Raw genomic sequence first — 24,945 nt, 5'->3', positions numbered from 1 at the left:
CGCTACGCCTTTCCAAACCGTAACCATGGTGAATGGCCGATTTGGATGAAGGGGCGGCGCTGCGCCGCGTGATCCCCGCGAGCGCGACGGTGCGGCACTGGACGGCGCCGGATGGCTGGCGGCTGCGCGTGCTGGATTGGCCGGCGGCGGACGGTGCGGCTCCGCGCGGCGCGTTGCTGGTGCAGGGCGGACGCGGCGACTTCATCGAGAAATATCTGGAAAGCCTTGCGCACTGGAATGCACGCGGCTGGGCGATCGCCGCGTTCGACTGGCGCGGGCAGGGCGGATCGGGCCGCACGACGCCCGCCCCGCACGTCGGCCATATCGAGGATTTTGCCACCTTCATCGCCGATCTCGGTGCCTTCTGGTCAGACTGGTCGGCGCGGACACCGAAACCGCATGTCGCGATCGGCCATTCGATGGGCGGCCACCTGGTCCTGCGGGCGCTCGTCGAACGCGCGATCGATCCGCAGGCGGCGGTTCTGGTCGCGCCGATGCTCGGCCTGCACGCGCCGATCGGCCCGCGTTTCGGCGAGCGGCTGGCGCGCGTGATGGCTCGTCTCGGCCGGCCCGAACGCGCCGCGTGGAAGGGTAACGAACGGCCGTATACCACCGTGTCGCGGCAGAGCCTGCTGACCGGCGACTCCGCACGCTATGCCGATGAACTCTGGTGGCGCGGGCAGGATGCGACGCTCGATACCGGGCCGCCCAGCTGGCGCTGGCTCACCCGGGCGTTCGCGTCGACGCGCGAACTGCGCGACTCACCGGCGCTCGCGATGACGAACACGCCGGTGCTGATGCTCGTCGCCGAGGCGGACCGGCTGGTCGATCCGGCCGCGGCGCTGCAGGTCGCGGCTCGGCTCCCGGACTGCCGGGTGGTCCGCTTCGGGGCCGAATCGGCGCACGAAATCCTGCGCGAGGGCGACGCCGTCCGGACCCGCGCGCTGACGGAGATTGACGCCTTCCTGTCGGCGCGGGCACAGGCGCCGGTGTGACACGCTTCGACATCGCGATCGTCGGCGGGGGCATCGCCGGCGCGACCCTGGCGGCCGAACTGGCACCGCATGCATCGCTCGTTGTGATCGAGCGCGAATCCGCCGCAGGCTACCACGCGACCGGGCGGTCCGCGGCCTTCTGGTCCGAAACCTATGGCGGGCCGCACATCCAGCCGCTGACCACCGCCTCAGCGAAGGAGCTTGCGCCCTATCTCGAACGGCTCGGCGCGCTCCATATCGGGCGGACCGGCGATGCGGCGGCGATCGACGCCTTCCTCGACGAATTCGCCGGCACCGGAGTGGAACTGCACCGGGTCGCCCCGGCCGCGCAGGTGCCCGGCCTGCGCCCCGAATGGACGCTCGGCGTGTTCGAGCCGAGTTGTGCCTATATCGATGTCGCGGCGCTGCATGCCGATGCGCTCGGCCGGGTGCGCCGCGCGGGCGGTGCGCTGTGGCTTGACGCGGACCTTGCCAGCGCCGCCCGCGAAGGCGGCGCCTGGCGTATCGAGACCACCGCGGGGCCGCTTGCCGCCGACATATTGGTCGACGCGGCGGGTGCCTGGGCCGATCGCGTCGCGCTGGCGGCGGGTGTCGCGCCGATCGGCATCCAGCCCTATCGCCGCACCATCGCCCAGTTGCGCACCGATCCCTCGCCGCGCGCCGGCATGCCGCTGGTCGTCGATATCGGCGAGCATTTCTACTTCAAGCCAGAGGCGGGTGGCCGGCTGTGGCTGTCGCCGGCCGACGAAACGCCGGTCGATCCGTGCGACGCGGCGCCAGAGGAACTCGACGTCGCCGTCGCGATCGACCGGATGGAGCGGGCAGTCGACTGGCGCGTCGTCGCGGTCGAGCGGCGCTGGGCCGGCCTGCGCAGCTTCGCGCCCGACCGGCGGCCCGTTTACGGCTTTGATCCGCGCGTTTCGGCCTTCTTTTGGTGTGCCGGGCAGGGCGGCTTCGGCATCCAGACCGCCCCGGCCGCTGCCCGCCTCGCCGCGTCGCTGTTGCTGGGTCGCGCGCGTGACGCGGATATCGCGCATATCGATCCGGCCATCTATTCGCCGGAGAGGTTCGCGTGATCGTCGCCCTGCTGCTCGTCGCTGCCGCCTCCGCGCCGCAGGAGCGGGGCGTGATCGACGTCCGTCGTGAGGTGACCGCGCTGGCGTTCGATCCGGCGCGCTTCTTCGATGCCGGCCCCGACCTCGTCCGCATCGCCTATCGCGGCGACGATTACGATTGGCCGGTCTGGTCGATCGCCATCCGCACCGGCTGCCTGCCCGGCGCGGCGCGCGAGGGCTGCGGCGAACGGCGGATCGCCCGCATGGTTCGCGCCGCGCTGCCGCAGGGGGCTGAGCGGCCCCGCCAGCGCGGCGTGGCGTTGGTGACCAATGTCGCTGGCCGCAAGCCAGCCGATGTGGCGGCGGTCGCGGCGGCGCTCGATACCGCAAAGGTCGAATGGGTCGAGGCGGACCTCACGACCTGTCCCGGCGCGCTGGAGGCATTGGCGAGCGCCTCCGATACCCGCTGGGTGCCGGATGGCTTAGCCCCCGCGCCCTCGCAAGATATCATGATCGTCCTCCACGCCGACCGAATCCGGGTCGAGTTCCCGGATCATTTGAGGTCCGCGACCTATGACGGCTGGATCGCGCCGGGGTCGCCCGCCGAATGGGCAAATCGATTCGCGACGCTGGTCGAGCCGTGCTGGAAACCCGCCGCCGCGCCGCCGCCTTGGCGCAAGCCCCTTCCGCAGACGCAACGAAAGCGATAGTTTCGTCTGCGTATCAACCGCAGGAGTATCGACGGTGGCCCACAAGTTCGAGATCTACAAGGACAAGGCCGGCGAGTTTCGCGTGCGTTTCAAGTACAATAGCGAAACGATGTTCTCGACCGAGGGCTATTCGAGCAAGGCGTCCGCGCAGAACGCGATCGATTCGATCAAGAAGAACGGCCCGGCCGCGGACGTAGAGGACAACAGCTGAGTCGGCGCCTCAAGCTACCGACAGCGCCGCGTCGCTCGCCAGGCGGTCGGCGCGTTCGTTGTCGGGATGGCCGGCGTGGCCCTTCACCCAGGTCCATTCGATGCGGTGGCGCTCGCTCGCCGCCAGCAGCGCCTGCCACAGCTCGGCGTTCTTGACCGGCTTGCGGTCGGCGGTCTTCCAGCCGTTGCGCCGCCAGCCGTGGATCCACTTGGTCAGCCCGTCCATCACATAGCGGCTGTCGGTCGACAGCTTGACGCGGCATGGCTGCTTCAGCGCCTCCAGCGCGCGGATCGCGGCCGTCAACTCCATTCGGTTGTTGGTGGTCGGCGTCTCCGCGCCCGACAATTCCTTCTCGCGCTCGCCGAACCGCAGCAGCGCCCCCCAGCCGCCGGGGCCGGGATTGCCCTTGCACGCGCCGTCGGTCGCGATCTCGACGAAGGGCAGGTCGCTCACGCCTGCGCCTCATACCATTCAAGCCGGCGCAGATAGGCGAGCGGGTCCTTGCGCGTGACCAGCGCATCCGCGGGCGTGTTCAGCCAGTCCCACGCCCGTGACAGGAAGAAGCGGACGCACGCGCCGCGCGCCAGGACGGGGAAGGCCGCGTCCTCCCCCGCCGTCAGGCCGCGAACCTCCTTGTAGCCGGCGAGCAGCGCGGCGCCGATCGCCGGGTCGACCGGCACGCCGTCGCCGTCGAACGCCCAGGCCGAATGCATCACCGCCAGGTCGTAGGCGCGGATATCGGTCGCGGCGAAATAGAAATCGATCAGGCCGGTCACCGTATCGCCCAGCATCAACACATTGTCCGGAAACAGATCGGCGTGGATCGCGCCGGTCTCCAGCCCTGTGGGCCAGCGCGCCTCGATATCGGCAACCGCGGTGTCGATCCGCGCGAACAGGCCCGGCGCGATCCCGTCGAGGCTGGCGCCGCAGCGGGCCAGCAGCGGTCGCCATTCGGCGATCCCCATCGAATTGGCGCGGGTGCCAGTGAAATCCTCCAGCGCCAGATGCATCCGCGCCAGCGCTGCGCCAGCGGCCCGCGCCTGCGCTGGCGTCGGGTGCGTCACCGACACCCCGGTCAGGAAGCGGATCAGGCAGGCCGGGCGCCCGGCGAGCTCCTGGATCGCCACGCCCGCGCGGTCCCGGATCGCGGGCGGCACCGGCAGACCCTTTCCCGCGAGGTGATCGAGCAGGTCGAGGAAATAGGGCAGGTCGCCCGCCGCGACGCGCTTCTCATACAGCGTCAGGATGAAGCGGCCCTGCGTCGTATCGACGAGGTAGTTCGAATTCTCGACACCTTCGGCGATGCCCTTGGCCGAGACGAGTTCGCCGACGTCGTAGCGTGCGAGGAACGCGGAGAGCGCCTCGGCCGAAACCTGTGTGTAGACCGCCATCGTCCCCCGCGCCCGCATCCAAAGTGCACGCAAACGCGCACTATTCGTCCACTTTCGTCACTTTTGGCCGATTCCGGAGGCACGTCAGCCCCTTCGGATTCGCCATCGACCGGCAGGTGTCAGACGCAATCCAACATCGCAACCCGTCAGGCGGCCCACAATTCGCGCGGCAGCTTGAACGCGATCGATTCGCGCGTCGTCTCGACCTCGCGTTCGGTCACGGTGAAGCGTGTCGCCAACTTGTCGACCAGTTCCCGTACCAGCACCTCGGGCGCGGAGGCGCCGGCGGTGATGCCCACCGCGCCCACGCCGTCGAGCCATGCCCAGTCGAGATCGTCCGCGCGCTGCACCAGCTTGCCCGGCGTCCCCTCGCGCTCCGCGACTTCGACCAGCCGCAGCGAGTTGGACGAATTGGGCGCGCCGATCACCAGCACCAGCTGGACCTGTGCGGCGATCGCCTTCACCGCGGCCTGCCGGTTCGACGTGGCGTAACAGATGTCGTCGGCCTTGGGCGCGACGATCGAAGGGAACCGGCGCTGCAGCACCGCCATGATCGCGGCGGTATCGTCGACCGACAATGTCGTCTGGGTCAGGAAGGCGAGGTTGTCCGGGTCGGCCGCGACGAAGCTTTCCGCGTCGGCCTCTGTCTCGATCAGCGTCATGTGCCCCTGGGGCACCTGGCCGAAGGTGCCGATCACCTCGGGATGGCCGGCATGGCCGACGAAAAGGATATGGCGCCCGGCCGCGACCAGCCGTTCGGCCTGGCGGTGAACCTTGCTCACCAGCGGGCAGGTCGCGTCGAGGTAGGACAGCCCGCGCGACGCCGCCTTGGCCGGCACCGCCTTGGGCACGCCGTGGGCGGAAAACACCACGGGCACGCCGTCGGGCACGTCGTCCAGCGTCTCGACGAACACCGCGCCCTTGGCCTTCAGGCTGTCGACGACGAACTTGTTGTGGACGATCTCGTGCCGGACATAGACCGGCGCGCCATAGCGTTCGATCGCCAGTTCGACGATCTGGATCGCCCGGTCCACCCCGGCGCAGAAGCCGCGCGGCGCGGCGATCAACAGGTCGAGCGGGGGCTTTGCGGCATCGGTCATCGTGGCGTCGTCCCTACGCGATTGCTTGCGCGGGCGGAAGGCGCTTGGTAGCGCAAGGCTCCCGCGCGGGCTTCGAGACGCGCCAGTGATTTCGAAAGGTGCTTCCCCAGTGACCGCCCGCAAGCTTGTCCTCGCCTCCACCATCGCCCTGCTGGCGACCACCGCGTGCAAGCGCAGCGGCGAGATCGACGCGACCGGGGGCATCACAGCGGTGCGCAGCGTATGCCCGGCGGTGGCGGTTCCGGCGGCGACCGGCGACATCACCACCTTCACCTCGCCCACCGATCGCAGCGCCGACGCGATCGACGTCAACGCGATCATCACCAATGTGCGGTCGACCTGCAACGATGCGGCGGACCCGATCGTCACCCAGATCAGCTTCGACGTGCTGGCACGTCGCAGCAACACCGACGGCGCCCGCGACGTCAGTGTGCCCTATTTCACCACGGTGCTGCAGGGCGGGACCGTGGTTGTCGCCAAGCGTATCGGCCAGGTCGCGCTGCGCTTCGAACCCGGACAGGCCCGCGCCCGCGCCACCGCGACCGGCGTGACCTATGTCACCCGCGCCGCCGCTACGTTGCCGGAGGAAGTCCGCGCCCAGGTGACGCGCCAGCGCAAGCCCGGCGATGCCGATGCCGCGGTCGATCCGCTGTCCGATCCCGCCGTCCGCGCCGCCGTGGCGCGCGCGACGTTCGAGGCGCTGGTCGGCTTCCAGCTCACCGACGAACAGCTCCGCTACAACGCGACGCGTTGAGCGGGCGCCCTGCGATTGCGCCAGCAATCGCAGGAGTCGTCACGTCGGGCAGCGGTGCCGCGCAGCGGCGCCGTCTGACGACGTGGCGGTAGCCGGATCAGCCCGCGCCCAACCCCCGCCGCGCCACCAGTATCGCGCCCACCACGAACGCCGCGAACAACCCGCCCTCCAGCGCCCCGGTCACCGCCTGCGCTGCGGGCCCGAACCCTGTCTCGCCGAACAGCGCGCCGACCTGATCGAGCCGCAGCCGCGACTCGGGGAAACCGCGTGCCAGCAGGTCGAGGCTGCCGCCCAGCAGGCGCCCGCCGGCCAGCGTGATCCCCAGCCCCGCCATCGCACCGATGCCGCCCGCGATCGCAACCTGCCGGGCGAGCGGCGCCGCGCCCCGCACCGCCAGCCAGAATCCCAGCCCCGCCGCGCCGCCCAGCACCAGCCCCTCGCCGGCGCCGGTGATGTCGCCCGGCGAGCGGCCGAGCAGCAGGTTGAACGCATCGAGCCCCAGCAGCTTGGCGACCGCGCCGACCACCAACCCGCCCAGCGCGCCTCCGGCGATGCTCAACCGAAACGCGCGGCCCGGTAGCAGGCCGCTCGCGGCGATGCCGGCGCTCACCCCCGCGCCGCCGAGCAGCGCGACCAGGATCGTCAGGCACAGCAGCACCAGCAGCACCGACGCCGCGCCCATGCCGGGCTGGAGCGGCTGCGCGGCGCCGATGAACCCATAGAGCAGCCCGCCGACGAGCCCCGCCAGCCCCGCGCCGATCGTCCCGGCGCCCGTGAGCAGCAGCGCGCGCCGCAGCGGGTGCATCGGCGGCAGGGCGGGGGCGACGGGCGCGGGCTCCTGCACCACCGCATCCCCCGTCGTCACCGCCGCGACGAAACGATAGCCGTATTTCGGCACCGTCTCGATGAAGCGCGGGTTGGTGGCGTCGTCGCCCAGCGCGCGGCGCAGGCTGCGGATGCCCTGGGTCAGCGCCTCGTCGGTGACGGGCACGCCGCGCCACACCTCGTCCATGAACCGGTCCTTGGAAACCAGCGTCCCCGCCTCGCGCACCAGCAGCGCCAGCGCGTCGAGGTAGCGCGCGCTCAGCTCGACCGGCGCGGCGCCGTCGAACAGCCGGCGATCGGCGGGATCGAGCGTGAACCGGTCGAAACGGTAGCGGTGCGGGGGTGTCTCGCTGTCGGTCAAGGTTCGCTGCTTCCCCCGCGGGGACGCGATCGGCCCCCGTGGATGGCGGGTCTATGCCTGGTCTCCCGCCGCCGCAATCGCAAAGGACGGGCGCTGTTGTGAGGATAGCCCGCGACGGGCAGGGTGGAGCGATGCCCCGTCCTGTCGCCTGTCTGATCGCGAGCCTGCGCGCGTTGCGGGGACGCTGAGCTAGACGAGGCCGCCCGCGTCGAACTGCAGGCTCGCCAGCCGGGCATAGAGGCCGCCCTGTGCCGCCAGCGCGGCGTGGGTGCCCTGTTCGACGATCCGTCCGCCGTCCATCACCACGATGCGGTCGGCGGCGCGCACCGTCGCCAGCCGATGCGCGATGACCAGGGTGGTGCGGTTCGCCATCAGCCGTTCGAGCGCGTCCTGCACCAGCCGCTCGCTTTCGGCGTCGAGCGCGCTGGTCGCCTCGTCGAGCAGCAGGATCGGCGCGTCGCGCAGCAGCGCGCGGGCGATCGCGATGCGCTGGCGCTGGCCGCCCGAAAGCCGCGCGCCCCCTTCGCCGAGATAGGTGTCGAGTCCTTCGGGCAGGTCGCGCAGGAAGTTCGCGGCGTTGGCGGCCTCCGCCGCCGCCCACAGCGCGTCGTCGTCGGCGTCCCACCGGCCGTAGCGCAGATTGTCGCGTGCGGATGCGGCGAAGATCACCATTTCCTGCGGCACTACGGCGATGCGGCGGCGGACGTCCTCGGGATCGGCATCACGCAGGTCGATGCCGTCGATCCGCACCGCGCCGCCCTGCGGATCATAGAAGCGCTGGACGAGCTGGAACACCGTCGTCTTGCCCGCGCCAGAAGGCCCGACGATCGCCACCGTCTCGCCCGGCGTCACCGCCAGCGAGAAATCGTGGAGCGCGCTCACGTCCGGCCTGGTCGGATAGCGGAACTCGACGGCGTCGAAGGCGATATCGCCGCGTGCCGGCTCGGGCAGGGTGAGCGGAACGGGCGGGGCGGCGATGCCGGGCGTCTCCGCGAGCAATTCGGCCAGCCGCGATGCCGCGCCCGCGCCGCGCAGCAGGTCGCCCCACACCTCCGTCAGTGCGCCGAACGCGCCGGCGACAAGGCCGCCGGTCAGCACGAAGGCGGCGATCGTACCGCCGGTCATCCGCCCTTCGCTGACATCGATCGCGCCCTGCCACATCACGAAGGTGATGGCGGAAAACACCAGCCCGATGACGGTCGCGGTCATGATCGCGCGCAGCAGGATGCGGCGTTTGGCGGTGCCGAACACCCGTTCCACCGCGCCGCTGAAGCGGTCGCCCTCGCGCGATTGTTGCCCGAAAGCCTGAACGATCTTCATCGCACCCAGCACTTCGCTCACCATTGCGCCGACGTCGGCCACCCGGTCCTGGCTCGATCGCGAGATCAGCCGGATGCGCCGGCCGAGCAGCACGATCGGCAGGATGATGAGCGGGATGCCGAGCAGCAGCATCGCCGTCAGCTTGGGCGACAGGGTGAACAGATAGAGGATCCCGCCGACGCCGACGACGATGTTACGCATCGCGACGGAGATGGTCGTGCCGACCAGACCCTCGATGATCGTGGTGTCGGCGGTCAGGCGGCTGGCGATTTCCGACGGGCGGTTCTCTTCGAAGAACGCGGGGGACAGGCGCAGCAGGTTGCGCTGCACCGCGATACGCAGGTCGGCGACGACGCGCTCACCCATCCACGACACGAAGTAGAAGCGGAATGCCGTCGCGATCGCCATGACGACGACGATCAGCAGCAGGTACTGGAACCACCGCCCGATGTCGCCGCCACCGGCGAAACCGCGATCGATGATGAGCTTGAAGCTCGACGGGATGGCGAGCGTCGCCAGCGCCGCAACCAGCATCGCGCCCAGCGCCGCGGCGATTTGCCCAGGATAGCGCATCGCGAGCCGCCAGACGGTGGCCAGGCTGGAGATCGGGGCGCGGGGGGCGGGGGCGTCGGCCATGCGCGTGCGGTTAGGCCGGATGCGGCGATGCGGCAATGGGGGAGGGGACAGCGATGAAGTCGCCGTCGTGTTGCAGTCGCGCGCCGGGCGGCGGCGGCAAGGCCGTCAGACGAACACGGCTGCGCCGTCTCCGCTGCCCGGCCCTGCCGAGTCCCGGGATTGCGATCGCAATCCCGGGCCGGCTGTGGAGGAACTTTCGTTCGTCGCAACCGGTTACCTTCGCAATTGCGTCATAACCTTTGCGCGCTATACCCGCTTTTTCGAAGTCGGCCCCGGGGGGCGTCGGCAAGGGGCCGTACCCGATGCTCTACAACGCGTATGAAATGCAGCGGTCGATGCTGGCGGGCGCCAGCGCGCTCGCCAATTTTTCGGCCGGCTGGCTCAGCAATCCCGCGAACCCCTTCGCCTATTTCGGCGGCGGGCCGGTGCTGTCGTCCGCGCTGGAGGTGTTCGCTCACGCCTCCGCCCCGCGCGGCAAGCCGGCGTTCGGGCTCGATCGCACGACCGTCGACGGCCGCGAGGTCGCGGTGCATGAGGAAATCGCGCTCAAGCTGCCGTTCGGCCAGCTCAAGCATTTCGTGCGCGAAGGCGTGACCGGCGGCGAGAAGCTGCTGATCGTCGCGCCGATGTCCGGCCATTATGCCACGCTGCTGCGCGGCACGGTGGAACGGATGCTGCCCGCCCACGACGTCTATATCACCGACTGGCGCGACGCGAAGCTGGTGCCGCTGCGCGAGGGGCGCTTCGATCTCGACGACTATATCGACTATCTGGTCGCTTTCCTGGAAGAGATCGGCGGTGACGGCGATCCGCGTCCGCACGTGCTGGCGGTGTGCCAGCCGTCGGTGCCCGCCTATGCCGCGGCGTGCCTGATGGCGGCGGACGAGCACCCCAACCGGCCCCGCACGCTGACGATGATGGGCGGTCCGGTCGATACGCGCGAGGCGCCGACCGCGGTCAACACGCTGGCGACCGAGCGGCCTTTCGCGTGGTTCGAACAGAATGTCATCGCGGAAATCCCGGCGACCTATCCGGGCGCGGGGCGGCGGGTCTATCCCGGCTTCCTCCAGCTTGCCGGCTTCATGACGATGAACCTCGGCAGCCACATGATGTCGCATTGGGAGATGTTCAAACATCTCGTCGCCGGCGACGGCGAAAGCAGCGACGCGACCAAGGCGTTCTACGACGAATATCGCGCGGTGTGCGATATGACCGCCGAATTCTATCTCCAGACGATCCGCACCGTGTTTCAGGATCATGCCTTGCCCAAGGGCGAGATGACGCATCGCGGCCGCGCGGTCGATCCGGGCGCGATCACCGATATCGCGATCCTGGCGATCGAGGGCGAGCGCGACGACATCTCCGGCCTCGGCCAGACGAAGGCGGGGCTGACGATCGCCACCAATCTGCCCAAGGCGATGAAGAAATACCATATGGCCCCCGAAGTCGGCCATTACGGCATCTTCAACGGCTCGAAATGGCGCGGGAAAATCGCCCCGGTGGTGGAAAAATGGATCGTCGCGCACGCCGGGTGAGTTGAAACGGGGCGATCTCACTCAAGGCAAGGAGTTCCGTTCATGGTCACCCGCACCGCATCCGCCCGCTATGAAGGTCTTGGCAAGGACGGCAAGGGCTTCATCACCACCCAGTCGGGCGTGCTGTCGGAAAGCCGCTACGGCTTCGGTACCCGCTTTGAGAACGAGCCCGGCACCAATCCCGAGGAACTGGTCGCCGCGGCCCATGCCGGTTGCTTCACGATGGCGCTCGGCTTCGCGCTGGCGAAGGCCGGCTATACCGCCGGCACGCTCAATACCGAGGCGAAGGTCACCCTCGACAAGGACGGCGATGGCTTCAAGGTGACCAAGTCGGCGCTGAGCCTGACCGCGACCGTCGACGGTATCGGATCGGACGAGTTCGCGAAGATCGCCGAAGAGGCCAAGGCCGGCTGCCCGATCTCCAAGCTGCTCAACGCCGAAGTGACGCTGGAGCACACGCTGAACTGATCGGGCGGGAGGCGCGTCAGATCAGGCTGGCGGGCACTCTGTCCGTGCCGGGCTTGTCGAAACACTGTCCTTTTCTTCGCGCCAAATAATAGGTCACGGAGAAAAAGGCAGCCCTTCGACAGGCTCAGGGCGAAAGGTTCAAGTCTGGCGCTCGACGCTTCGAAGGTGAGCCCCTTTCCTCCGGAGGAAAGGGGCTGCAAGGCGTCAGCGTCCCCGGCCACCACCGCCGCCAGCGCGGCGTTGCCCGCCGCCGGCCCCGGCCGGCTTGGCGCTGAACCGCTTCTTGGCGGGGAAATAGCGGCGCTCGCCGGCGTCGCCCTGCGGCTTGCCGCCGCCACCTCCGCCGCGCTGCATCTCGCGCCCGCGCCGGCCGTTCGACTCGTCACGGCTGACCGGCACCGGCTTGCGCGACTTCACGATCCGCTCCGCCTCGGCCATGAAATTGTCGGGCAGGCTGCGCACCGCGATCTTCTGGCGCGTCAGCTTCTCGATATCGCGCAGATAGGGACGCTCGTCCTCGGCGCAGAAGCTGATCGCGATGCCGTCCGCGCCCGCGCGGGCGGTACGGCCGATGCGGTGGACATACTGCTCCGGCACGTTGGGCAGTTCGAAGTTGAACACATGGCTGACGCCCGACACGTCGATGCCGCGCGCGGCGATGTCGGTCGCGACCAGGATCGGCACTTCGCCCGACCGGAACAGGCCCAGCGCGCGCTCGCGCTGCGGCTGGCTCTTGTTGCCGTGGATCGCGTTGGATGCGATGTCATTGGCGGCCAGCAGCTTCACGACGCGATCCGCGCCATGCTTGGTGCGGGTGAAGATCAGCGCGCGGTCGATCTTCAACTGCTCCAGCGCCATGGTCAGCAGCGCCTGCTTCTCCGTCTGGTTGACGAAGATCACCTGCTGCTCGACGCGTTCGGCCGTGGTGGCGACGGGGGTCACCTTCACCTCGACCGGGTCCTTGATGAACTGGCTCGACAGGTCGCGGATCGCCGCGGGCATGGTGGCCGAAAAGAACAGCGACTGGCGCTGATGCGGCAGGATGCGCACCACGCGCTTCAGCGCGTGGATGAAGCCCAGGTCCATCATCTGGTCGGCTTCGTCGAGCACGAAGATCTCGACCGCCGACAGGCTCAGATGCCCCTCGTCGATCAGGTCGAGCAGCCGGCCCGGCGTGGCGACCAGGATGTCGCAGCCCCTCGACAGCTCGACCTTGTTCTTGTGGACGGACGTGCCGCCGAACACGGTGACGACCGAAAGGCGCGCGAACTTGGAATAGCCGCGCGCATTGTCGGCGATCTGCGCCGCCAGCTCGCGCGTGGGGGCCAGCACCAGCATGCGGCACTGGCGCGGCATCGCGCGCTTGTTCGACGCGACCAGGTGATCGATCGACGGCAGGGTGAAGGCGGCGGTCTTGCCGGTGCCGGTCTGGGCGATGCCCAGCAGGTCGCGGCCCTTCAGCAGCGCCGGGATCGCCTGCGCCTGGATTGGCGTCGGGGTTTCGTAACCCTTGGCGGCAAGGGCGTCGGTGACGGGCTTCGACAGCCCGAGATCGGTGAATTTCATGGGTATATTGGACTCGTAATGGGAGTCGGCGCGCGTTCGATCCACAGCGGACGACGCGATACGACGGGCCAAAATGGCGACCCGCGTGAATGGGGAAGCTGGGTGAAGCGAAGTCCGGGCCGGGGCGGCAGAGCCGTCCGATCACGCAGCCGTTCTAGGGGCCTCGCTGGCGGTCAGATACGTTGTGCGGTGCAAAAAGTCAATGTCGCCCGCTTTGATCGCAAGTCGCGGGACGTGCTAGCCGGATTTGCCCGCTATATCCGCTCCATGACGCAGATCGACGACACCACCGCCTGGACCGCCTTCGAGCATCGCGACCGTCGCTATGACGGGCGGGTGATCGGCGCGGTGACCACCACCGGTATCTATTGCAAACCGTCGTGCCCGGCGCGTCGGCCGAAGCGCGAGCATGTCGTCTTCTACCCCGATGCCGACGCCGCGCGGGCGGCGGGGTTTCGTCCCTGCCTGCGCTGCAAGCCCGACGAGGTGGGGCGCGATCGCGTCGCCGTGGCGGGGGCGATCGCGATCATCGAGGGCGCCGACGAGCCCCTCGCACTCGACGAACTCGCCGCGCGGGTCGGCTATGCCCCGCATCATTTCCACCGCCTGTTCAAGCGCGCGACCGGGGTGACGCCCGCCGCCTGGGCGCGCGGCCTGAAGGCGCGCCGCGCCGCACAGGCATTGTCGGGGGACGAAAGCGTGACCAGTGCCATCTACGACGCCGGCTATTCGGCGCCCAGCCGCTTCTACGAGACGGCGGGCGCTCGCCTCGGCATGACGCCGTCCGCCTGGAAGCGCGGCGGGGCGGGGGTGACGATCCGCTGGACCGTCGCCGATACCAGCCTAGGCCCGCTCCTCATCGCGGCGACCGACAAGGGGTTGTGCCGCGTCGCCTTCGACGAGGACTGGACGAGCCTCACCCGCCGCTTCCCCAATGCGGAAATCGCGCAGGGCGGCGCCGCGCTTGCGGACTTGGCCGCGCGCGTTGTGGGCGAGGTGGAGAGCCCCGGTCGCCACACCGATCTGCCGCTCGACGTGCAGGGCACGGCCTTTCAGGAAGCGGTGTGGAACGCCCTGCGCGCGATCCCGGCGGGAGAGACGCGAAGCTATGCCCAACTCGCCGCGACGATCGGCAAGCCCGACGCGGTGCGCGCGGCCGGCACGGCATGCGGCGCGAACAATGTCGCCATCGTCATCCCCTGTCACCGCGTCCAGCGCGGCGACGGGTCGATGGGCGGCTATGCCTATGGCGTGGACCGCAAGCTGGCGCTCAGGAAACGGGAGGGGGTGGGGGAGTGAACCATCCCCGTTCGTGCTGAGCCTGTCGAAGCACTGCCCTTTTCTTCGCGCCGCATGGTCCGCCGCACGAAGAAGGGCAGCCCTTCGACAGGCTCAGGGCGAACGGCGGCGGGACAGGTTCACCCCGCCGAAACCTCCACCCGCTGCTCGCAGAAATCGGCGTTGCCGTAGCTTGTCAGGAACGACACGTCCGCCGCGTCGCGGCCGACGCCGATCTTCGCCATCTCGCCCGCCACCGCCATTCCCGTCGGGTCGATCAGGTGCCACGCGCCGCCCAGGAACACTTCCGCCACCGCGTGGAAATCCTGCGGATCGACGCCCAGCGCATAGACGCTGGCGATCCGTGCCGGAATGCCGGCCGCCCGCGCCAGCGTGATGAGGACATGGGCATAGTCGCGGCACACCCCCTGCCGCTGGACGAAGCTTTCCAGCGCGGTCGTCGCCGACGTGCTGACGCCCGACTGGTAGGTGAAGTGCCGCTCGATCCAGTCGCGCATCGCCGCCACCTGCGCCCCGCTCGGTTCCGCCCCGAACTCGGCCTTCACGAAATCCTCGAACAGGTCCGACGGGCAGTAGCGCGAGGCCATCAGATACTGCACCGTATCGCCGGGCAGCAGGTGGAACGGCACCGCCGCCAGCGCGGGAATATCGGCGATCACCCGGTCCACCCGCACGGTCGCGCGATAATCCACGCTCAGCCGCCCGGTGACGCGCAGCCAGATCCGCTCGCCGATATCGTCCTGCGCCGCCACCCGCGCGAAATGTTCGGTCGTGGACAGGTCGATATGGGCATCGATGATCGCCTGTTCGGGGATCGCCGCCGCCTCGACCTGCAACAGCACGTCGCTGGTTTCCGCGAAGTCATAGGCGAAGGCGGCGTGGATGCGGATCGTCATGAGCGGCGTAACGGACGGATCGGGCAAAGGTGCCGCGTCACCCCGCAGGCTTGCATGCGTACACCAGCTTCTCGTTCGGCACCGGGGGCAGCACCGCGCGGATCGCGGCCTGCTGCCCCGCCAGGTTGCCGCGCGCGGACTGGTCGGCGCTGCACGCCTTCACGTCCACATCCCTGCGCAGCCGCCGCGCCTCGGTCATCCGCGCCTCGTCGAGGAACCAGCGTGTCTCGCTGTAGCTGCCCGTCGCCGGGGCGAACGACACGACGGATACGGTGGCGTCTCCATCGGGCACCAGCACGCGCGTCCAGCCGCCGCGGCCGTCCTCGGCATATTGGGTGCGGCCGTTCATGCACCCGTCCGCGCCCCAGGCGAGCTTGAGTTCCTCCGGGCTGGAGACGGTGACGCGGCTGCGTTCGGGCACGAAGGCGCAGGTGAGCGGGCCGATCGGATCGGCCGACGCGGTGGTGGTGCGTACCGCCTGCGCGACGCTTCCGGGATCGAAGCCGGGCCGCAGGAAGAACAGCGCGACCGCACCGATCATCAGGGCCCCGCCGCCGCCCGCCGCCCAGCGCCACCGCCGGTCGCCGCGCGAGGCCAGCAATCCGCCGCCGCCCAGCACCAGCGCACCGACGACCAGCGCCAATGCGGCGCCCGCCATGTAGTTCTCGCGGGCGACCTCGTTCGTGGCGCGCGCCTCGACCAGCGCGGCCTCGCGCACCAGCCGCGCCTGTTCGGCCGCCTCGCGCGTCGCGGCGGCGCTGGCCGACAGCGCATCCTCGTCGGCGTCGCGATCGGCGGCCAGCCGGTCCTCCATCGTGATGCACGGCCCGCCGACGCTGACGACCGGCTGCTTCGCCTCGCGCAGGAACGCCATCACCTCGCTGTCGGCGATCGCGAAGGCGAAGCTGGCGTCGCCGTCGTCGCCGCGCGTCAGCGCCGAATTGACGCCCAGCACGCGCCCGCAGCGATCGAGCAGCGGCCCGCCCGAATTGCCCCGCGCAATCGATGCGGTGTGCAGCAGCATCGCAGTGCCCATCAGGTTGCGGCGTCCGCTGAACACGCCCTGCGAGCGCACCGGAGACATCGGCGTGATGAAATCGGCCGATGATCGCGCGGTCGCCAGATCGACGTTGCCGGGATAGCCCAGCGCATAGAGCGCCTCGCCCTCGTTCCCCGGCCCGGCGTAGAAGGCCAGCGGAGCGAGCCGCACGCCGGTCACCTCGATCAGCGCGAGATCGCGGTTGGGATCGACCGCGACCAGCTTGCCCTGGAAAGACTTGTCGCCCTGCGACGGCACGACGCCGACGACGACGTTGCCCGGATAGCGCGCGGCGAGCTCGACGACATGCGCGTTGGTCAGGATGCGGTCCGGCGCGACGGCGAAGCCCGATCCGTGACCGAAGCCGACCACCTCGTCCCCGGCGACCGCGATGGTGACGATGCGGACGACGCCGCGCCCGGCGGCCGAGATGTCGTCGGCGCGTGCCGGCGCGGCGAGGGCGAACAGTGCGAGTAAGGCGAGGAGCAGGCGCATCGAGGGCGTCTCTATAATTCCCTCGGCTACACCGCCAGCGCCATGATGCACGGCCCGATCGCACGCCACGCGTCACTCGTCGCAAGGAACGGTGTCGCGACATGGATCGGCACCAGCACCGCCGCCGTCACCCACGTCGCCGGATGGACGCGACCCAGCGTCCGCCGGTCGTGCAGCGCCAGCGCGATCAGGAACAGGTCGGCGGCCAGGTTGGGCAACAGGTCCGTCCACGGCGGCACCTCGGTGATGATCTGCAGCCAGCGCGACAGCGACGGCCCGACCAGGCACAGCGCCGCGCCGAAAGTGAAGCGCCGGTGCCACTGCGGATGCCGCGTCACCGCCGCGATGCTCGCCGTCATCAGGATGGCGAAGGTCGTGACGTCGACGACGTTGTAGATGGTGAAATCGAACGGATGGGCGTCGCCCCGCGCCGTTCGCTTGCGCGCCGCGGCGATGGCGATCGCGATGCCCAGCGGGATCATCAGCGCCGAAAGGGCGATCCCCGCCAGCCCCCATTCGCGGTGCCGCGCAACGCGACCCTTCGCGACCAGCCGGGTTTGCCACGCATAGAGCGCGACCCACGCGAAATAGGCGGCGCCGTGGATGTGGAGCACGATCGAGAAACTGCGCGTCCGCGTCGCGACCGGCCAGAAATAGGTGAAGGAAAAGCTCGCCAGCACCAGCGCGAGCATGACGAGCGCGCTGGTCGCGAAGAACTGCGGCCGGTCGCGGCCGGGTCGCACGGTGTCGGTCATGGCGAGCCCCCGCCCCGGATCGTGGCGGAGGCGCCGGTGAAACGCAAATCCGACAGCTACAGGAAATTATATGGGTCGACGTCCACCGCCACGCGCACCTTCGCGCCCCAGTCGAGCGCGCCCAGCCAGTCGCGGATCAGGTCCTGTACGTCCAGGCTGCGGCGCGCGTGGACGAGCAGGCGGAATCGGTGGCGCCCGCGCAGCATCGCGAGCGGGGCGGGGGCGGGGCCGAACACGTCCATGCCCTCCACCTGCGGCGCGGCGCGGCCGATCATGCGCGCAGCCGAGTCCGCCTCGCCCTTGTCCTCGCTCGACACGATGATCGCGGCGAAGCGGCCGAATGGCGGTGCGTCGGCGTCGCGGCGGTTCTCGGTTTCGGCGGCGTAGAAGGCTTCGGCGTCACCCGAGACGAGCGCCTCGATCACCCGCGCGCCGGGCGCGTGGGTCTGGATCAGCACCGTCCCCGGTTTTTCGCCACGCCCCGCGCGCCCGGCGACCTGCATGATCTGCTGGAAGGTGCGTTCCGCCGCGCGCAGGTCGCCGCCCTCCAGGCCCAGGTCGGCATCGATCACCCCGACCAGGGTCAGGTTGGGGAAGTGATAGCCCTTGGTGACGAGTTGCGTGCCGACGACGATGTCGATGTCGCCGGCCTCCATCCGCCCGACGAACTCCGCCGCCTTCGCCGGCGACCAGATCGTGTCGCTGGTGACGATCGCCACCTTCGCGTCCGGGTAGAGCGCGGTCACTTCGTCGGCGATCCGCTCGACGCCGGGGCCGCAGGCGACCAGGCTATCCTCCTCCTTGCATTCCGGGCAGGCCTTGGGCGTCGGATAGGCATGGCCGCAATGGTGGCACGACAGGCGGTTGATGAGCCGGTGTTCGACCATCCACGCGGTGCAGTTCGGGCATTGGAAGCGATGCCCGCACGTCCGGCACAGGGTCAGCGGGGCATAGCCGCGCCGGTTGAGGAACAGCAGCACCTGCTCGCCGCGCGCCAGAGTCGCGTCCATCGCGGTCACCAGCCGCGGCGCGATCCAGCGCCCGCGCGGCGGCGGTTCGGCCAGCAGGTCGATCGCCTCGATCGCCGGCATCTGCGCCAGGCCATAGCGGCCGGGCAGCTTCAGCTCGCGATACCGTCCCGCCTCGACCTGGGCGCGGGTCTCGATCGCCGGGGTGGCGCTCGCCAGCACCACCGGGCAGCCTTCGAAATGCCCGCGCATCACTGCGACGTCGCGCGCGTGATAATGGACGCCGTCCTCCTGCTTGAACGACGTCTCGTGCGCCTCGTCGATGACAATGACGCCAAGCCTGGGGTAGGGCAGGAACAGCGCCGATCGCGCGCCCACCGTCACCTTCGCCTGCCCGCTGGCGATCGCCCGCCACGCGCGGCGCCGCTGCGACTGGCGCAGGCCGGAGTGCCACGCCACCGGCTCCACCCCGAACCGCGCGTGGAACCGCTTGAGGAAGGGTTCGGTCAGCGCGATCTCGGGCAACAGGATCAGCGCCTGCTTGCCCGCGCGGACGGCTTCGGCAACGGCCTCCAGATACACCTCGGTCTTGCCCGATCCGGTCACGCCGTCGAGCAGGAAGGGGTCGAACTCCGCCGTCGCCACCGACGCCTGCAATATGCCGGCGGCATAGCCCTGTTCGCTCGACAGCACCGGTGGCGCGTGATCGGGGTCGGGTTCCGGGAAAGGCGAATCGAGATCGACCTCGACGCCCTCGATCGCGCCCGCCTTGACGAGGCCGCGGATCACCCCGTCGCTGACGTCGGCGATCGCGGCGAGCTCGCGCACCAGCCCCTGCCGGTCGCCGATTCTTTCCAGGGCCTGCGCACGCTGCGGGGTCAGCCGGTCGGGGACGTGGCCGGTCGCGCGATATTCGACGACCAGCTTCTGCCCCTCCAGCGCCGACGACGACGGCATCGCCATGCGGACGACGGCGGCGAGCGGGCTGAGGTAATAGTCGGCGGTCCACTCAATCAGCCGCCGCAAGGGGCGCGGCAGCGGCGGCACGTCGGCCACGCCGATCAGGTTGCGCAGGCGATTGTCGCCGACATGCTCGGATTTCAGCCGGTCCGCCTCCCACACCACGCCCAGGAGCTGGCGCGGGCCGAGCGGCGCGATGACGACCGATCCCGGCTCGACCGCCATGCCCTGCGGCACGCGATAGTCGAGCGGGCCCAATGCGGCATTCATCACGATCACGCGGGCGCGGGAGGACATGGGCCTGCATATCGTGCCGAAAGCGGCGCGGGTGAACCCCCAAACCGTTCGTGCCGAGCTTGTCGAAGCACGGTTCTGCGATAAACCCGCGCGTGGCTTGCGGCACGACGGACGGTGCTTCGACAAGCCCGGCACGAACGGGTGGGAAGCTGATGACCGTCATCACCGAGACCGACCGGCTGATCCTGCGCGAGATCGTGCCGGCCGACGCGTCCTTCCTCCACGCGTTGCTGACCGACGCCGATTTCCTTGCCAACATCGGCGATCGCGGCGTGAAGACGGTCGAGGACGCAGAGATCGCGATCCGCGATCGCTACGGCGCGGCCTATGCGAAGCAGGGCTTCGGCATGTGGGCGGTCGAAGGCAAGGCGGACGGGGTCCCGCTGGGCATGGCCGGGCTGGTGAACCGCGACGGGCTCGACGACATCGATATCGGCTACGCGTTCCTGCCCGCCGCGCGCGGCAGGGGCTATGCGCTGGAGGCGGCGCGCGCGGTAATGGCGTTGGCGCGGGAGAAGGGAATCGCGCCCGTCGTCGCGATCGTCAACGCCGGCAACGCCAAGTCGATCGCGGTGCTGGAGGCGATCGGCCTCGTCGCCGACCGCCCGGTCCGTCTGCCCGGCGCGGACCATGACGTGATGCTCTATGTCTCCGGCGACGAAGCCGCTACACCGGTGCCATGATCGTCTACGCGCTCCTCCTCGCCCAGGCCGCCGCCGCCCAGCCGGCCTGCCCGGCCACCCCGGCGCCGCTTCCCGCCGATCTCGCCGGCTGGCGCGAGAGCGGGGCGGATTTGTCGAGCGGCAAGGCGGTGACGCTCGCCACGGTCGATCCTAAGGTCGCGCTCCTCAAGGACGTGCCGCCGCCCGCGCGGCCGGGAAACATGGTCGTCGCCTCGTTCCGCGTCACCGCGGCGGGCAGCTACGGCGTCGCGCTCGACCAGCGGGGCTGGATCGACCTCTACGCCGCCGGCGGCTCCACGCCGCTCAAGTCCGCGAAGCACGGCCACGGGCCCGTCTGTTCGGGCATCCGCAAGATCGTCCGCTTCGATCTGGTACCGGGGGAGTACCGCGTGGTGATCGGCGAGCTGGAGGGTGCCAGCGCGAAGCTGATGCTGGTCAGAGGCTAGAAGACCAGCCCGGCATAGGCGACGTAGCCGGCAGCCGCGACGGTCATCAGGCTCAGCAGCGCGAGCAGCACGGCATTCAGCCAGCGCCGCTTCACGAAGATCAGGACGATCAGCAGCACGATCTGCAACCAGACGCCGAACACCAATATCCACATGCCGGCGCCCAGCGCCTCGAACGCCGCGGTCTGCTCGGGGGTGGCAGCCGGCCGAACCTGCGCCGTGGCGACCTGGACCAGCAGATTGATGACCGTCAGGCCGATCAGGATGAACCGGTTGTTCTGGTCGTACCAGACGTCGAAGTCTGGCCAGTCTTCCGGTTCGTCCGGGAACACCAGAACCGAAAAGAGATAATAGGCGCCCACGATAACCAGGACGGCCAGCAAGGTGATGTAGCTGAACGGCAGGCTGTCGCGCGCAGCGTATCCGGTCATCCAGAAACTGAGCTGGTTGAGCGTGACGTACGTCGCCAGCAGCGGCACCAGCCAGCCGACGCGCACGTCCTTCGCCTTCCCCGCGCGCGCCCGCGCGTGGAGTTTCATTACCATCGCGAAGCCGCCCAGCACCTCGGCCACCGCCAGGCCCAGGATCAGCGAGAACAGCGCGAAGACGAAATCGAAGCCGGTCATGTGCCGCGCGCCTCCGCAGATTGCCCGGCCCTCACGCTAGGCGTATTGGTGCCGCCACCGCAACCTTCCCCGCCGCTCGCGCATTGCGCCTGTCGGGGCGGGCAAAACAGGAGGAATTTTCCGCATGCGTACCCTGACCATCCTCGGCCTCGCCGCCGCCGCGACCACGCTCGGCGCCTGTGGCCAGTACGGCGACCGCTATGACACGGCTCCGCGCGATCGCACCTATTCCAGCTACGATTGGGATCGCCCCGATCCGACGGCGGGCGGCTATTACGCCGACCAATATTATGTCGACAACGCGCGCTATCGCGAACGCCGGCTGGGCACCGACGATCGTGTCTACACCGGCCGCGACGGCCGCTATTACTGCCGCCGCAACGACGGCACGACCGGCCTGATCGTCGGTGGCATCGCCGGTGGCGCGCTGGGCGCGATCATCGCGCCGGGCCGTTCCGGGCTGTTGGGTGCGCTGCTCGGCGGCGCGGCGGGGGCCGCGGCGGGTGAGGCGATCGACAAGAATAATGTGAGGTGTCGCTAACCGGGCGGCGTGCGGTTTGCGAAAGCAAACCGCCGACTCGCCACGTCGGGCAGCGGGGTCGGCGAAGCCGTCCCCGCTGCCCGACGTGGCGAGTCGGCCATCCGTCGCCTTACGGCATTCCGTCGGCACACGTGCCAACGCTGATATAACCAAAAAGGTTCATTATACCTACCAATGTTGGATTTATCCGGTTAGATGAACTGCCCTCTGTCAACGGGAGGGCATATGGACATCGACGACCTGATCGACGCGGTGATCGGCCGCGAAGGCGGCTATTCCAACCATCCGGCGGATCGCGGCGGGCCGACGCGATGGGGCGTGACCGAACGGGTCGCGCGCACGCATGGCTATTCGGGTGACATGCGCCATTTCCCGCGCGACCAGGCGGCGGCGGTCTATCGCCGGCTCTACTGGCTGCGCCCGGCCTATGATCGGGTCGCCAGCCGCGCACCGGCGATCGCCGCCGAACTGTTCGATACCGGGGTGAACATGGGGCCGGCGGTCGCCACCGGCTTCCTTCAGCGCGCGCTCAACGCGCTGAATCGTGGTGCCGGCGATTTTGCGGATGTGGTCGCCGACGGCCAGGTCGGCCCGCGCACGCTCGCCGCCCTCGACGGCTTCCTCAAGGTCCGGGGCCGTGCCGGCGAGCGTGTGCTGCTCAAGGCGATCGAGGCGCTCCAGGGCGAACGCTATGTCCGGCTGGCGGAGACACGGCCGGCGAATGAAGCCTTCCTCTACGGCTGGCTGGCGAACCGGGTGTGGACGGCCTCGGCCGGCGAAGCCGGCTGAGGACTCGTCACGGCGGGCGGCGGTGGCGCGCCAGCGCTTCCGTCCGACGGCGTGGCGCCGCGCTCGCGTGGCAACTCTCAACTTTCTCAACTTACGCGGCCCGAAGGAGGGCGAAATGGGCATCATAGACGGTATCATCGGCCCCGTGGCGGGGCTGCTCGACAAGATCATTCCCGATCCCAAGGCGCGTGACGCCGCCAAGCTTGAACTGCTGCGGCTCGAAGGCAGCATGGAGATGGAGCGAACCAGGGCGCAGATGGCGGCGGTGCTGGCGGAGGCGCAATCGCCCGACCCGTGGACCAGTCGCGCGCGGCCGAGCTTCCTCTACGTGATGTACGCGCTGCTGCTGTGGTCGATCCCGATGGGTCTGATCTCGGCGGTGCGGCCCGAGACGGCGCAGGCGATCGCGCGCGGCATGAACGCCTATCTCAGTGGCATCCCCGAACCGCTCTACGCGCTCTTCGGCACGGGGTATCTGGGGTATACGGTGGCTCGGGAATGGGGGAAGTCGCGGGCGGCGTAGTGGGCCCCCGTCGATATGCGATCGCATATCGACGGGGTCGCCACGTCGGGCAGCGAGGGCGGCAAGGCTGCTCTCGTCTGACGACGTGGCGCGGGGCTTTCGTTTCCTGCAAAACCCGTTCCGCGGCGACGGCCGGGGTCCAGTACGCCGGACCGGCGAGGTTCCGGCCGCATTCCGGGCATGGCGCACCTGGACCCCGGCCTCCGCCGGGGAACAGGGTACGGCAACGTCACACCGTCAGACGGGCCCGGCTTTGCCGGCCCCGCTGCCCGACGTGGCAAGTCCGGCGACTTGCCTGCGCAGATCGCCGGTCGGCAGTTACTGGTAAGCCGGGATCGTGATCGAGCCCAGATCCGGTTCCGGCATCAGCGCTTTGGAAACCGCGCCGGTGATCGTGCTGATGATGACGAACATCACGATCGCGCAGAGGAAGGCGACGACGGTATAGCCCAGCGCCTTTTCCGACGGCGCCTTCATCAGTACGGGCAGGCCGAGGTAGAGCAGGTACAGGCTGTAAAGACCCAGCAAGCTGAGGATGGCGAGCGACGGCATCAGGGTGAAGATGCCCGCCAGCCACGCCGCGGTCCAAGAGAAGGCGACCACTTTCAGCGCAGCGACCGGGTTCTTGACGCCGCCGAAGGTCGGCGCCAGCGCGTCGATGATCTTGGCCATCAGGAAGGTACCGATCAGGCTCATGATATAGCCTGTGACCGCGACCGAGACGCTGAAGCCGAGCGAGGGCTTCCAGCTGATCCCCATGAAGCTGCCGCCGCCCAGCAACTGCTGCCCGATCAGTCCCGCGACCGGCCCGATCGCCGCCAGCGGCAGCACCCAGCTCAGGAAGATGCCCTTTTCGGTCATCGGCTCGGCATCGATCTTCGGCCATTCGGTCTTGGGCGAAAGAAGGATGTTCTTGATGCGGTCGATCATGCGCGGTCCCCCTGCGGATGCGGCCCGAGTCGCGAGCCGTTCGCAGCATGCCGAATCGCTACCGTTGCACAAGCGTTCTGATGCGCGGCCTTGAAGCTCGCGACGAACATGCCACATGCGTTGCCATGAGTGACAAGACACCGGTGTGGCACGGCACCACGATCCTGAGCGTGCGCAAGGACGGCAAGGTCGTCGTGATCGGCGATGGTCAGGTCAGCCAGGGGCCGACCGTGATGAAGCCCAATGCGAAGAAGGTCCGCCCGCTGGGGGACGGCAAGGTGATTGCGGGCTTCGCCGGCGCCACCGCCGACGCCTTCACCCTGTTCGAACGGCTGGAGGCGAAGCTGGAGCGCCACCAGGGCCAGCTCCTGCGCGCCGCCGTCGAGCTCGCCAAGGACTGGCGGACCGACAAATATCTGCGCAATCTGGAGGCGATGCTGATCGTCGCCGACAAGGACGTGACGCTGGTGGTGACCGGCAACGGCGACGTGCTGGAGCCGGAGGCCGGGATTGCCGCGATCGGGTCCGGCGGCAATTTCGCCCTCGCCGCCGCCCGCGCCCTAACCGACTATGAACCCGATGCGGAGGTGCTGGCGAAAAAGGCGATGGCGATCGCCGCCGAGCTGTGCGTCTACACCAACGACCGGACGACGATCGAAGTGCTAGACTCGGCCACCTGATCCGTCGCCCCAGCGAAAGCTGGGGCATCGTTTTTATGAAGCGTGCGCTTGCCGCACGAGATCCCAGCGTTCGCTGGGATGACGAGAAGAA

At 69.2% G+C, this 24,945-nt stretch carries 26 protein-coding genes; 14 read left to right on the top strand and 12 right to left on the bottom strand.

Features of this window, described 5'->3' with window-relative positions:
* Nucleotides 1-32 precede the first annotated feature (32 nt).
* From VYI76_RS16320 to VYI76_RS16305, 4 genes are read left to right on the top strand one after another with little or no spacing between them, the layout of a single operon-like run.
* Complete coding sequence (locus tag VYI76_RS16320; RefSeq protein ID WP_326525871.1) at nucleotides 33-995, top strand: alpha/beta hydrolase; 963 nt, start codon at nucleotides 33-35, stop codon at nucleotides 993-995.
* Entirely contained in the window at nucleotides 992-2,071 is a 1,080-nt protein-coding gene (locus VYI76_RS16315) for an NAD(P)/FAD-dependent oxidoreductase (RefSeq protein ID WP_326525870.1), read from the top strand. The genes VYI76_RS16320 and VYI76_RS16315 overlap by 4 nt, the downstream gene beginning before the upstream one ends.
* A complete protein-coding gene (locus VYI76_RS16310; RefSeq protein ID WP_326525869.1) occupies nucleotides 2,068-2,760 on the top strand; it encodes a hypothetical protein in 693 nt (230 codons plus the stop codon). Before VYI76_RS16315 ends, VYI76_RS16310 begins: the two co-directional genes overlap by 4 nt.
* Before the next feature lie 34 nt (nucleotides 2,761-2,794).
* Nucleotides 2,795-2,971, top strand: a complete 177-nt coding sequence (locus VYI76_RS16305) for a YegP family protein (protein WP_326525868.1) — start codon at nucleotides 2,795-2,797, stop codon at nucleotides 2,969-2,971.
* A 9-nt stretch (nucleotides 2,972-2,980) separates the two neighbouring features.
* Here VYI76_RS16305 and rnhA read toward each other — a convergent pair whose 3' ends face one another.
* The 3 genes from rnhA to ispH all read right to left on the bottom strand — a co-directional run bounded on the left by rnhA (nucleotide 2,981) and on the right by ispH (nucleotide 5,462).
* Nucleotides 2,981-3,424 carry a ribonuclease HI gene (gene rnhA / locus VYI76_RS16300; RefSeq protein WP_326525867.1) on the bottom strand — a complete coding sequence of 148 codons (444 nt, stop codon included), beginning with the start codon at nucleotides 3,422-3,424 and terminating at the stop codon, nucleotides 2,981-2,983.
* Complete coding sequence (gene thrB, locus VYI76_RS16295; protein WP_326525866.1) at nucleotides 3,421-4,362, bottom strand: homoserine kinase; 942 nt, start codon at nucleotides 4,360-4,362, stop codon at nucleotides 3,421-3,423. The genes rnhA and thrB overlap by 4 nt, the downstream gene beginning before the upstream one ends.
* Before the next feature lie 146 nt (nucleotides 4,363-4,508).
* Complete coding sequence (gene ispH / locus VYI76_RS16290; protein ID WP_326525865.1) at nucleotides 4,509-5,462, bottom strand: 4-hydroxy-3-methylbut-2-enyl diphosphate reductase; 954 nt, start codon at nucleotides 5,460-5,462, stop codon at nucleotides 4,509-4,511.
* A 109-nt stretch (nucleotides 5,463-5,571) separates the two neighbouring features.
* On the opposite strand from ispH, the gene VYI76_RS16285 reads away from it, so the two are divergent.
* Nucleotides 5,572-6,216 (top strand): hypothetical protein, encoded by a 645-nt coding sequence (locus VYI76_RS16285; RefSeq protein WP_326525864.1) that lies wholly within the window; start codon nucleotides 5,572-5,574, stop codon nucleotides 6,214-6,216.
* A 97-nt stretch (nucleotides 6,217-6,313) separates the two neighbouring features.
* On the opposite strand, the gene VYI76_RS16280 is transcribed toward VYI76_RS16285, so the two are convergent.
* Together VYI76_RS16280 and VYI76_RS16275 are read right to left on the bottom strand one after the other, a co-directional pair.
* On the bottom strand, nucleotides 6,314-7,402 hold the full coding sequence (locus VYI76_RS16280; protein ID WP_326525863.1) for a winged helix-turn-helix domain-containing protein: 1,089 nt from the start codon (nucleotides 7,400-7,402) through the stop codon (nucleotides 6,314-6,316).
* A 189-nt stretch (nucleotides 7,403-7,591) separates the two neighbouring features.
* Nucleotides 7,592-9,358 carry an ABC transporter transmembrane domain-containing protein gene (locus VYI76_RS16275; RefSeq protein WP_326525862.1) on the bottom strand — a complete coding sequence of 589 codons (1,767 nt, stop codon included), beginning with the start codon at nucleotides 9,356-9,358 and terminating at the stop codon, nucleotides 7,592-7,594.
* A gap of 302 nt (nucleotides 9,359-9,660) precedes the next feature.
* Here VYI76_RS16275 and VYI76_RS16270 point away from each other — a divergent pair, with 302 nt between their 5' ends.
* Nucleotides 9,661-10,893 carry a polyhydroxyalkanoate depolymerase gene (locus VYI76_RS16270; RefSeq protein ID WP_326525861.1) on the top strand — a complete coding sequence of 411 codons (1,233 nt, stop codon included), beginning with the start codon at nucleotides 9,661-9,663 and terminating at the stop codon, nucleotides 10,891-10,893.
* A gap of 42 nt (nucleotides 10,894-10,935) precedes the next feature.
* Nucleotides 10,936-11,361 (top strand): OsmC family protein, encoded by a 426-nt coding sequence (locus tag VYI76_RS16265; RefSeq protein ID WP_326525860.1) that lies wholly within the window; start codon nucleotides 10,936-10,938, stop codon nucleotides 11,359-11,361.
* Between the two features lie 204 nt (nucleotides 11,362-11,565).
* On the opposite strand, the gene VYI76_RS16260 is transcribed toward VYI76_RS16265, so the two are convergent.
* Nucleotides 11,566-12,927 (bottom strand): DEAD/DEAH box helicase, encoded by a 1,362-nt coding sequence (locus VYI76_RS16260; RefSeq protein ID WP_326525859.1) that lies wholly within the window; start codon nucleotides 12,925-12,927, stop codon nucleotides 11,566-11,568.
* Nucleotides 12,928-13,194: 267 nt separating this feature from the next.
* Here VYI76_RS16260 and ada point away from each other — a divergent pair, with 267 nt between their 5' ends.
* Nucleotides 13,195-14,226 carry a bifunctional DNA-binding transcriptional regulator/O6-methylguanine-DNA methyltransferase Ada gene (gene ada / locus VYI76_RS16255; protein WP_326525858.1) on the top strand — a complete coding sequence of 344 codons (1,032 nt, stop codon included), beginning with the start codon at nucleotides 13,195-13,197 and terminating at the stop codon, nucleotides 14,224-14,226.
* Between the two features lie 119 nt (nucleotides 14,227-14,345).
* On the opposite strand, the gene VYI76_RS16250 is transcribed toward ada, so the two are convergent.
* From VYI76_RS16250 to VYI76_RS16235, 4 genes are read right to left on the bottom strand one after another with little or no spacing between them, the layout of a single operon-like run.
* Nucleotides 14,346-15,122, bottom strand: a complete 777-nt coding sequence (locus tag VYI76_RS16250) for a transglutaminase-like domain-containing protein (protein WP_326525857.1) — start codon at nucleotides 15,120-15,122, stop codon at nucleotides 14,346-14,348.
* 37 nt (nucleotides 15,123-15,159) lie between these two features.
* On the bottom strand, nucleotides 15,160-16,656 hold the full coding sequence (locus VYI76_RS16245; protein ID WP_326525856.1) for a serine protease: 1,497 nt from the start codon (nucleotides 16,654-16,656) through the stop codon (nucleotides 15,160-15,162).
* Nucleotides 16,657-16,682: 26 nt separating this feature from the next.
* The gene (locus VYI76_RS16240; protein ID WP_326525855.1) at nucleotides 16,683-17,411 is read right to left on the bottom strand and encodes a hypothetical protein; all 729 of its coding nucleotides are present in this window, start codon (nucleotides 17,409-17,411) and stop codon (nucleotides 16,683-16,685) included.
* Between the two features lie 56 nt (nucleotides 17,412-17,467).
* The gene (locus tag VYI76_RS16235; RefSeq protein WP_326525854.1) at nucleotides 17,468-19,636 is read right to left on the bottom strand and encodes a primosomal protein N'; all 2,169 of its coding nucleotides are present in this window, start codon (nucleotides 19,634-19,636) and stop codon (nucleotides 17,468-17,470) included.
* 152 nt (nucleotides 19,637-19,788) lie between these two features.
* Here VYI76_RS16235 and VYI76_RS16230 point away from each other — a divergent pair, with 152 nt between their 5' ends.
* Both VYI76_RS16230 and VYI76_RS16225 read left to right on the top strand, forming a co-directional pair.
* Nucleotides 19,789-20,319 carry a GNAT family N-acetyltransferase gene (locus VYI76_RS16230; RefSeq protein ID WP_326525853.1) on the top strand — a complete coding sequence of 177 codons (531 nt, stop codon included), beginning with the start codon at nucleotides 19,789-19,791 and terminating at the stop codon, nucleotides 20,317-20,319.
* Nucleotides 20,316-20,765: a hypothetical protein gene (locus tag VYI76_RS16225; RefSeq protein ID WP_326525852.1), complete on the top strand. Its 450-nt coding sequence runs from the start codon at nucleotides 20,316-20,318 to the stop codon at nucleotides 20,763-20,765. The genes VYI76_RS16230 and VYI76_RS16225 overlap by 4 nt, the downstream gene beginning before the upstream one ends.
* Here VYI76_RS16225 and VYI76_RS16220 read toward each other — a convergent pair.
* Complete coding sequence (locus VYI76_RS16220) at nucleotides 20,762-21,391, bottom strand: hypothetical protein (protein ID WP_326525851.1); 630 nt, start codon at nucleotides 21,389-21,391, stop codon at nucleotides 20,762-20,764. The genes VYI76_RS16225 and VYI76_RS16220 overlap by 4 nt on opposite strands.
* Before the next feature lie 124 nt (nucleotides 21,392-21,515).
* On the opposite strand from VYI76_RS16220, the gene VYI76_RS16215 reads away from it, so the two are divergent.
* From VYI76_RS16215 to VYI76_RS16205, 3 genes are all read left to right on the top strand, one after another.
* A complete protein-coding gene (locus VYI76_RS16215) occupies nucleotides 21,516-21,932 on the top strand; it encodes a hypothetical protein (protein ID WP_326525850.1) in 417 nt (138 codons plus the stop codon).
* 225 nt (nucleotides 21,933-22,157) lie between these two features.
* Nucleotides 22,158-22,721 (top strand): glycoside hydrolase family 108 protein, encoded by a 564-nt coding sequence (locus VYI76_RS16210; protein WP_326525849.1) that lies wholly within the window; start codon nucleotides 22,158-22,160, stop codon nucleotides 22,719-22,721.
* Between the two features lie 115 nt (nucleotides 22,722-22,836).
* Nucleotides 22,837-23,244, top strand: a complete 408-nt coding sequence (locus VYI76_RS16205) for a holin family protein (RefSeq protein ID WP_326525848.1) — start codon at nucleotides 22,837-22,839, stop codon at nucleotides 23,242-23,244.
* Nucleotides 23,245-23,562: 318 nt separating this feature from the next.
* Here VYI76_RS16205 and VYI76_RS16200 read toward each other — a convergent pair whose 3' ends face one another.
* Entirely contained in the window at nucleotides 23,563-24,174 is a 612-nt protein-coding gene (locus tag VYI76_RS16200; RefSeq protein WP_326525847.1) for a Yip1 family protein, read from the bottom strand.
* 125 nt (nucleotides 24,175-24,299) lie between these two features.
* Between VYI76_RS16200 and hslV the strand changes: the two genes are divergently transcribed.
* Nucleotides 24,300-24,854: an ATP-dependent protease subunit HslV gene (hslV, locus tag VYI76_RS16195; RefSeq protein ID WP_326525846.1), complete on the top strand. Its 555-nt coding sequence runs from the start codon at nucleotides 24,300-24,302 to the stop codon at nucleotides 24,852-24,854.
* Nucleotides 24,855-24,945: the final 91 nt, after the last annotated feature.

Origin of the sequence: Sphingomonas sp. (assembly GCF_035910975.1) — a bacterium.
In the GTDB taxonomy this organism is placed as follows: domain Bacteria; phylum Pseudomonadota; class Alphaproteobacteria; order Sphingomonadales; family Sphingomonadaceae; genus Sphingomonas.
The sequence above is the reverse complement of the archived record's forward strand: the minus strand, read 5'-3'. Positions and strand labels throughout refer to the sequence as shown.

Bases quoted from the DNA above. Each gene is read 5' to 3' on its own strand.
- VYI76_RS16320 (WP_326525871.1), top strand. From the start codon at position 33: ATGGCCGATTTGGATGAAGGGGCGGCGCTGCGCCGCGTGATCCCCGCG.
- thrB (WP_326525866.1), bottom strand. From the start codon at position 4,362: ATGGCGGTCTACACACAGGTTTCGGCCGAGGCGCTCTCCGCGTTCCTC.
- ispH (WP_326525865.1), bottom strand. From the start codon at position 5,462: ATGACCGATGCCGCAAAGCCCCCGCTCGACCTGTTGATCGCCGCGCCG.
- VYI76_RS16275 (WP_326525862.1), bottom strand. From the start codon at position 9,358: ATGGCCGACGCCCCCGCCCCCCGCGCCCCGATCTCCAGCCTGGCCACC.
- VYI76_RS16270 (WP_326525861.1), top strand. From the start codon at position 9,661: ATGCTCTACAACGCGTATGAAATGCAGCGGTCGATGCTGGCGGGCGCC.
- VYI76_RS16265 (WP_326525860.1), top strand. From the start codon at position 10,936: ATGGTCACCCGCACCGCATCCGCCCGCTATGAAGGTCTTGGCAAGGAC.
- VYI76_RS16260 (WP_326525859.1), bottom strand. From the start codon at position 12,927: ATGAAATTCACCGATCTCGGGCTGTCGAAGCCCGTCACCGACGCCCTT.
- ada (WP_326525858.1), top strand. From the start codon at position 13,195: ATGACGCAGATCGACGACACCACCGCCTGGACCGCCTTCGAGCATCGC.
- VYI76_RS16250 (WP_326525857.1), bottom strand. From the start codon at position 15,122: ATGACGATCCGCATCCACGCCGCCTTCGCCTATGACTTCGCGGAAACC.
- VYI76_RS16245 (WP_326525856.1), bottom strand. From the start codon at position 16,656: ATGCGCCTGCTCCTCGCCTTACTCGCACTGTTCGCCCTCGCCGCGCCG.
- VYI76_RS16240 (WP_326525855.1), bottom strand. From the start codon at position 17,411: ATGACCGACACCGTGCGACCCGGCCGCGACCGGCCGCAGTTCTTCGCG.
- VYI76_RS16235 (WP_326525854.1), bottom strand. From the start codon at position 19,636: ATGTCCTCCCGCGCCCGCGTGATCGTGATGAATGCCGCATTGGGCCCG.
- VYI76_RS16230 (WP_326525853.1), top strand. From the start codon at position 19,789: ATGACCGTCATCACCGAGACCGACCGGCTGATCCTGCGCGAGATCGTG.
- VYI76_RS16225 (WP_326525852.1), top strand. From the start codon at position 20,316: ATGATCGTCTACGCGCTCCTCCTCGCCCAGGCCGCCGCCGCCCAGCCG.
- VYI76_RS16220 (WP_326525851.1), bottom strand. From the start codon at position 21,391: ATGACCGGCTTCGATTTCGTCTTCGCGCTGTTCTCGCTGATCCTGGGC.
- VYI76_RS16215 (WP_326525850.1), top strand. From the start codon at position 21,516: ATGCGTACCCTGACCATCCTCGGCCTCGCCGCCGCCGCGACCACGCTC.
- VYI76_RS16210 (WP_326525849.1), top strand. From the start codon at position 22,158: ATGGACATCGACGACCTGATCGACGCGGTGATCGGCCGCGAAGGCGGC.
- VYI76_RS16205 (WP_326525848.1), top strand. From the start codon at position 22,837: ATGGGCATCATAGACGGTATCATCGGCCCCGTGGCGGGGCTGCTCGAC.
- VYI76_RS16200 (WP_326525847.1), bottom strand. From the start codon at position 24,174: ATGATCGACCGCATCAAGAACATCCTTCTTTCGCCCAAGACCGAATGG.
- hslV (WP_326525846.1), top strand. From the start codon at position 24,300: ATGAGTGACAAGACACCGGTGTGGCACGGCACCACGATCCTGAGCGTG.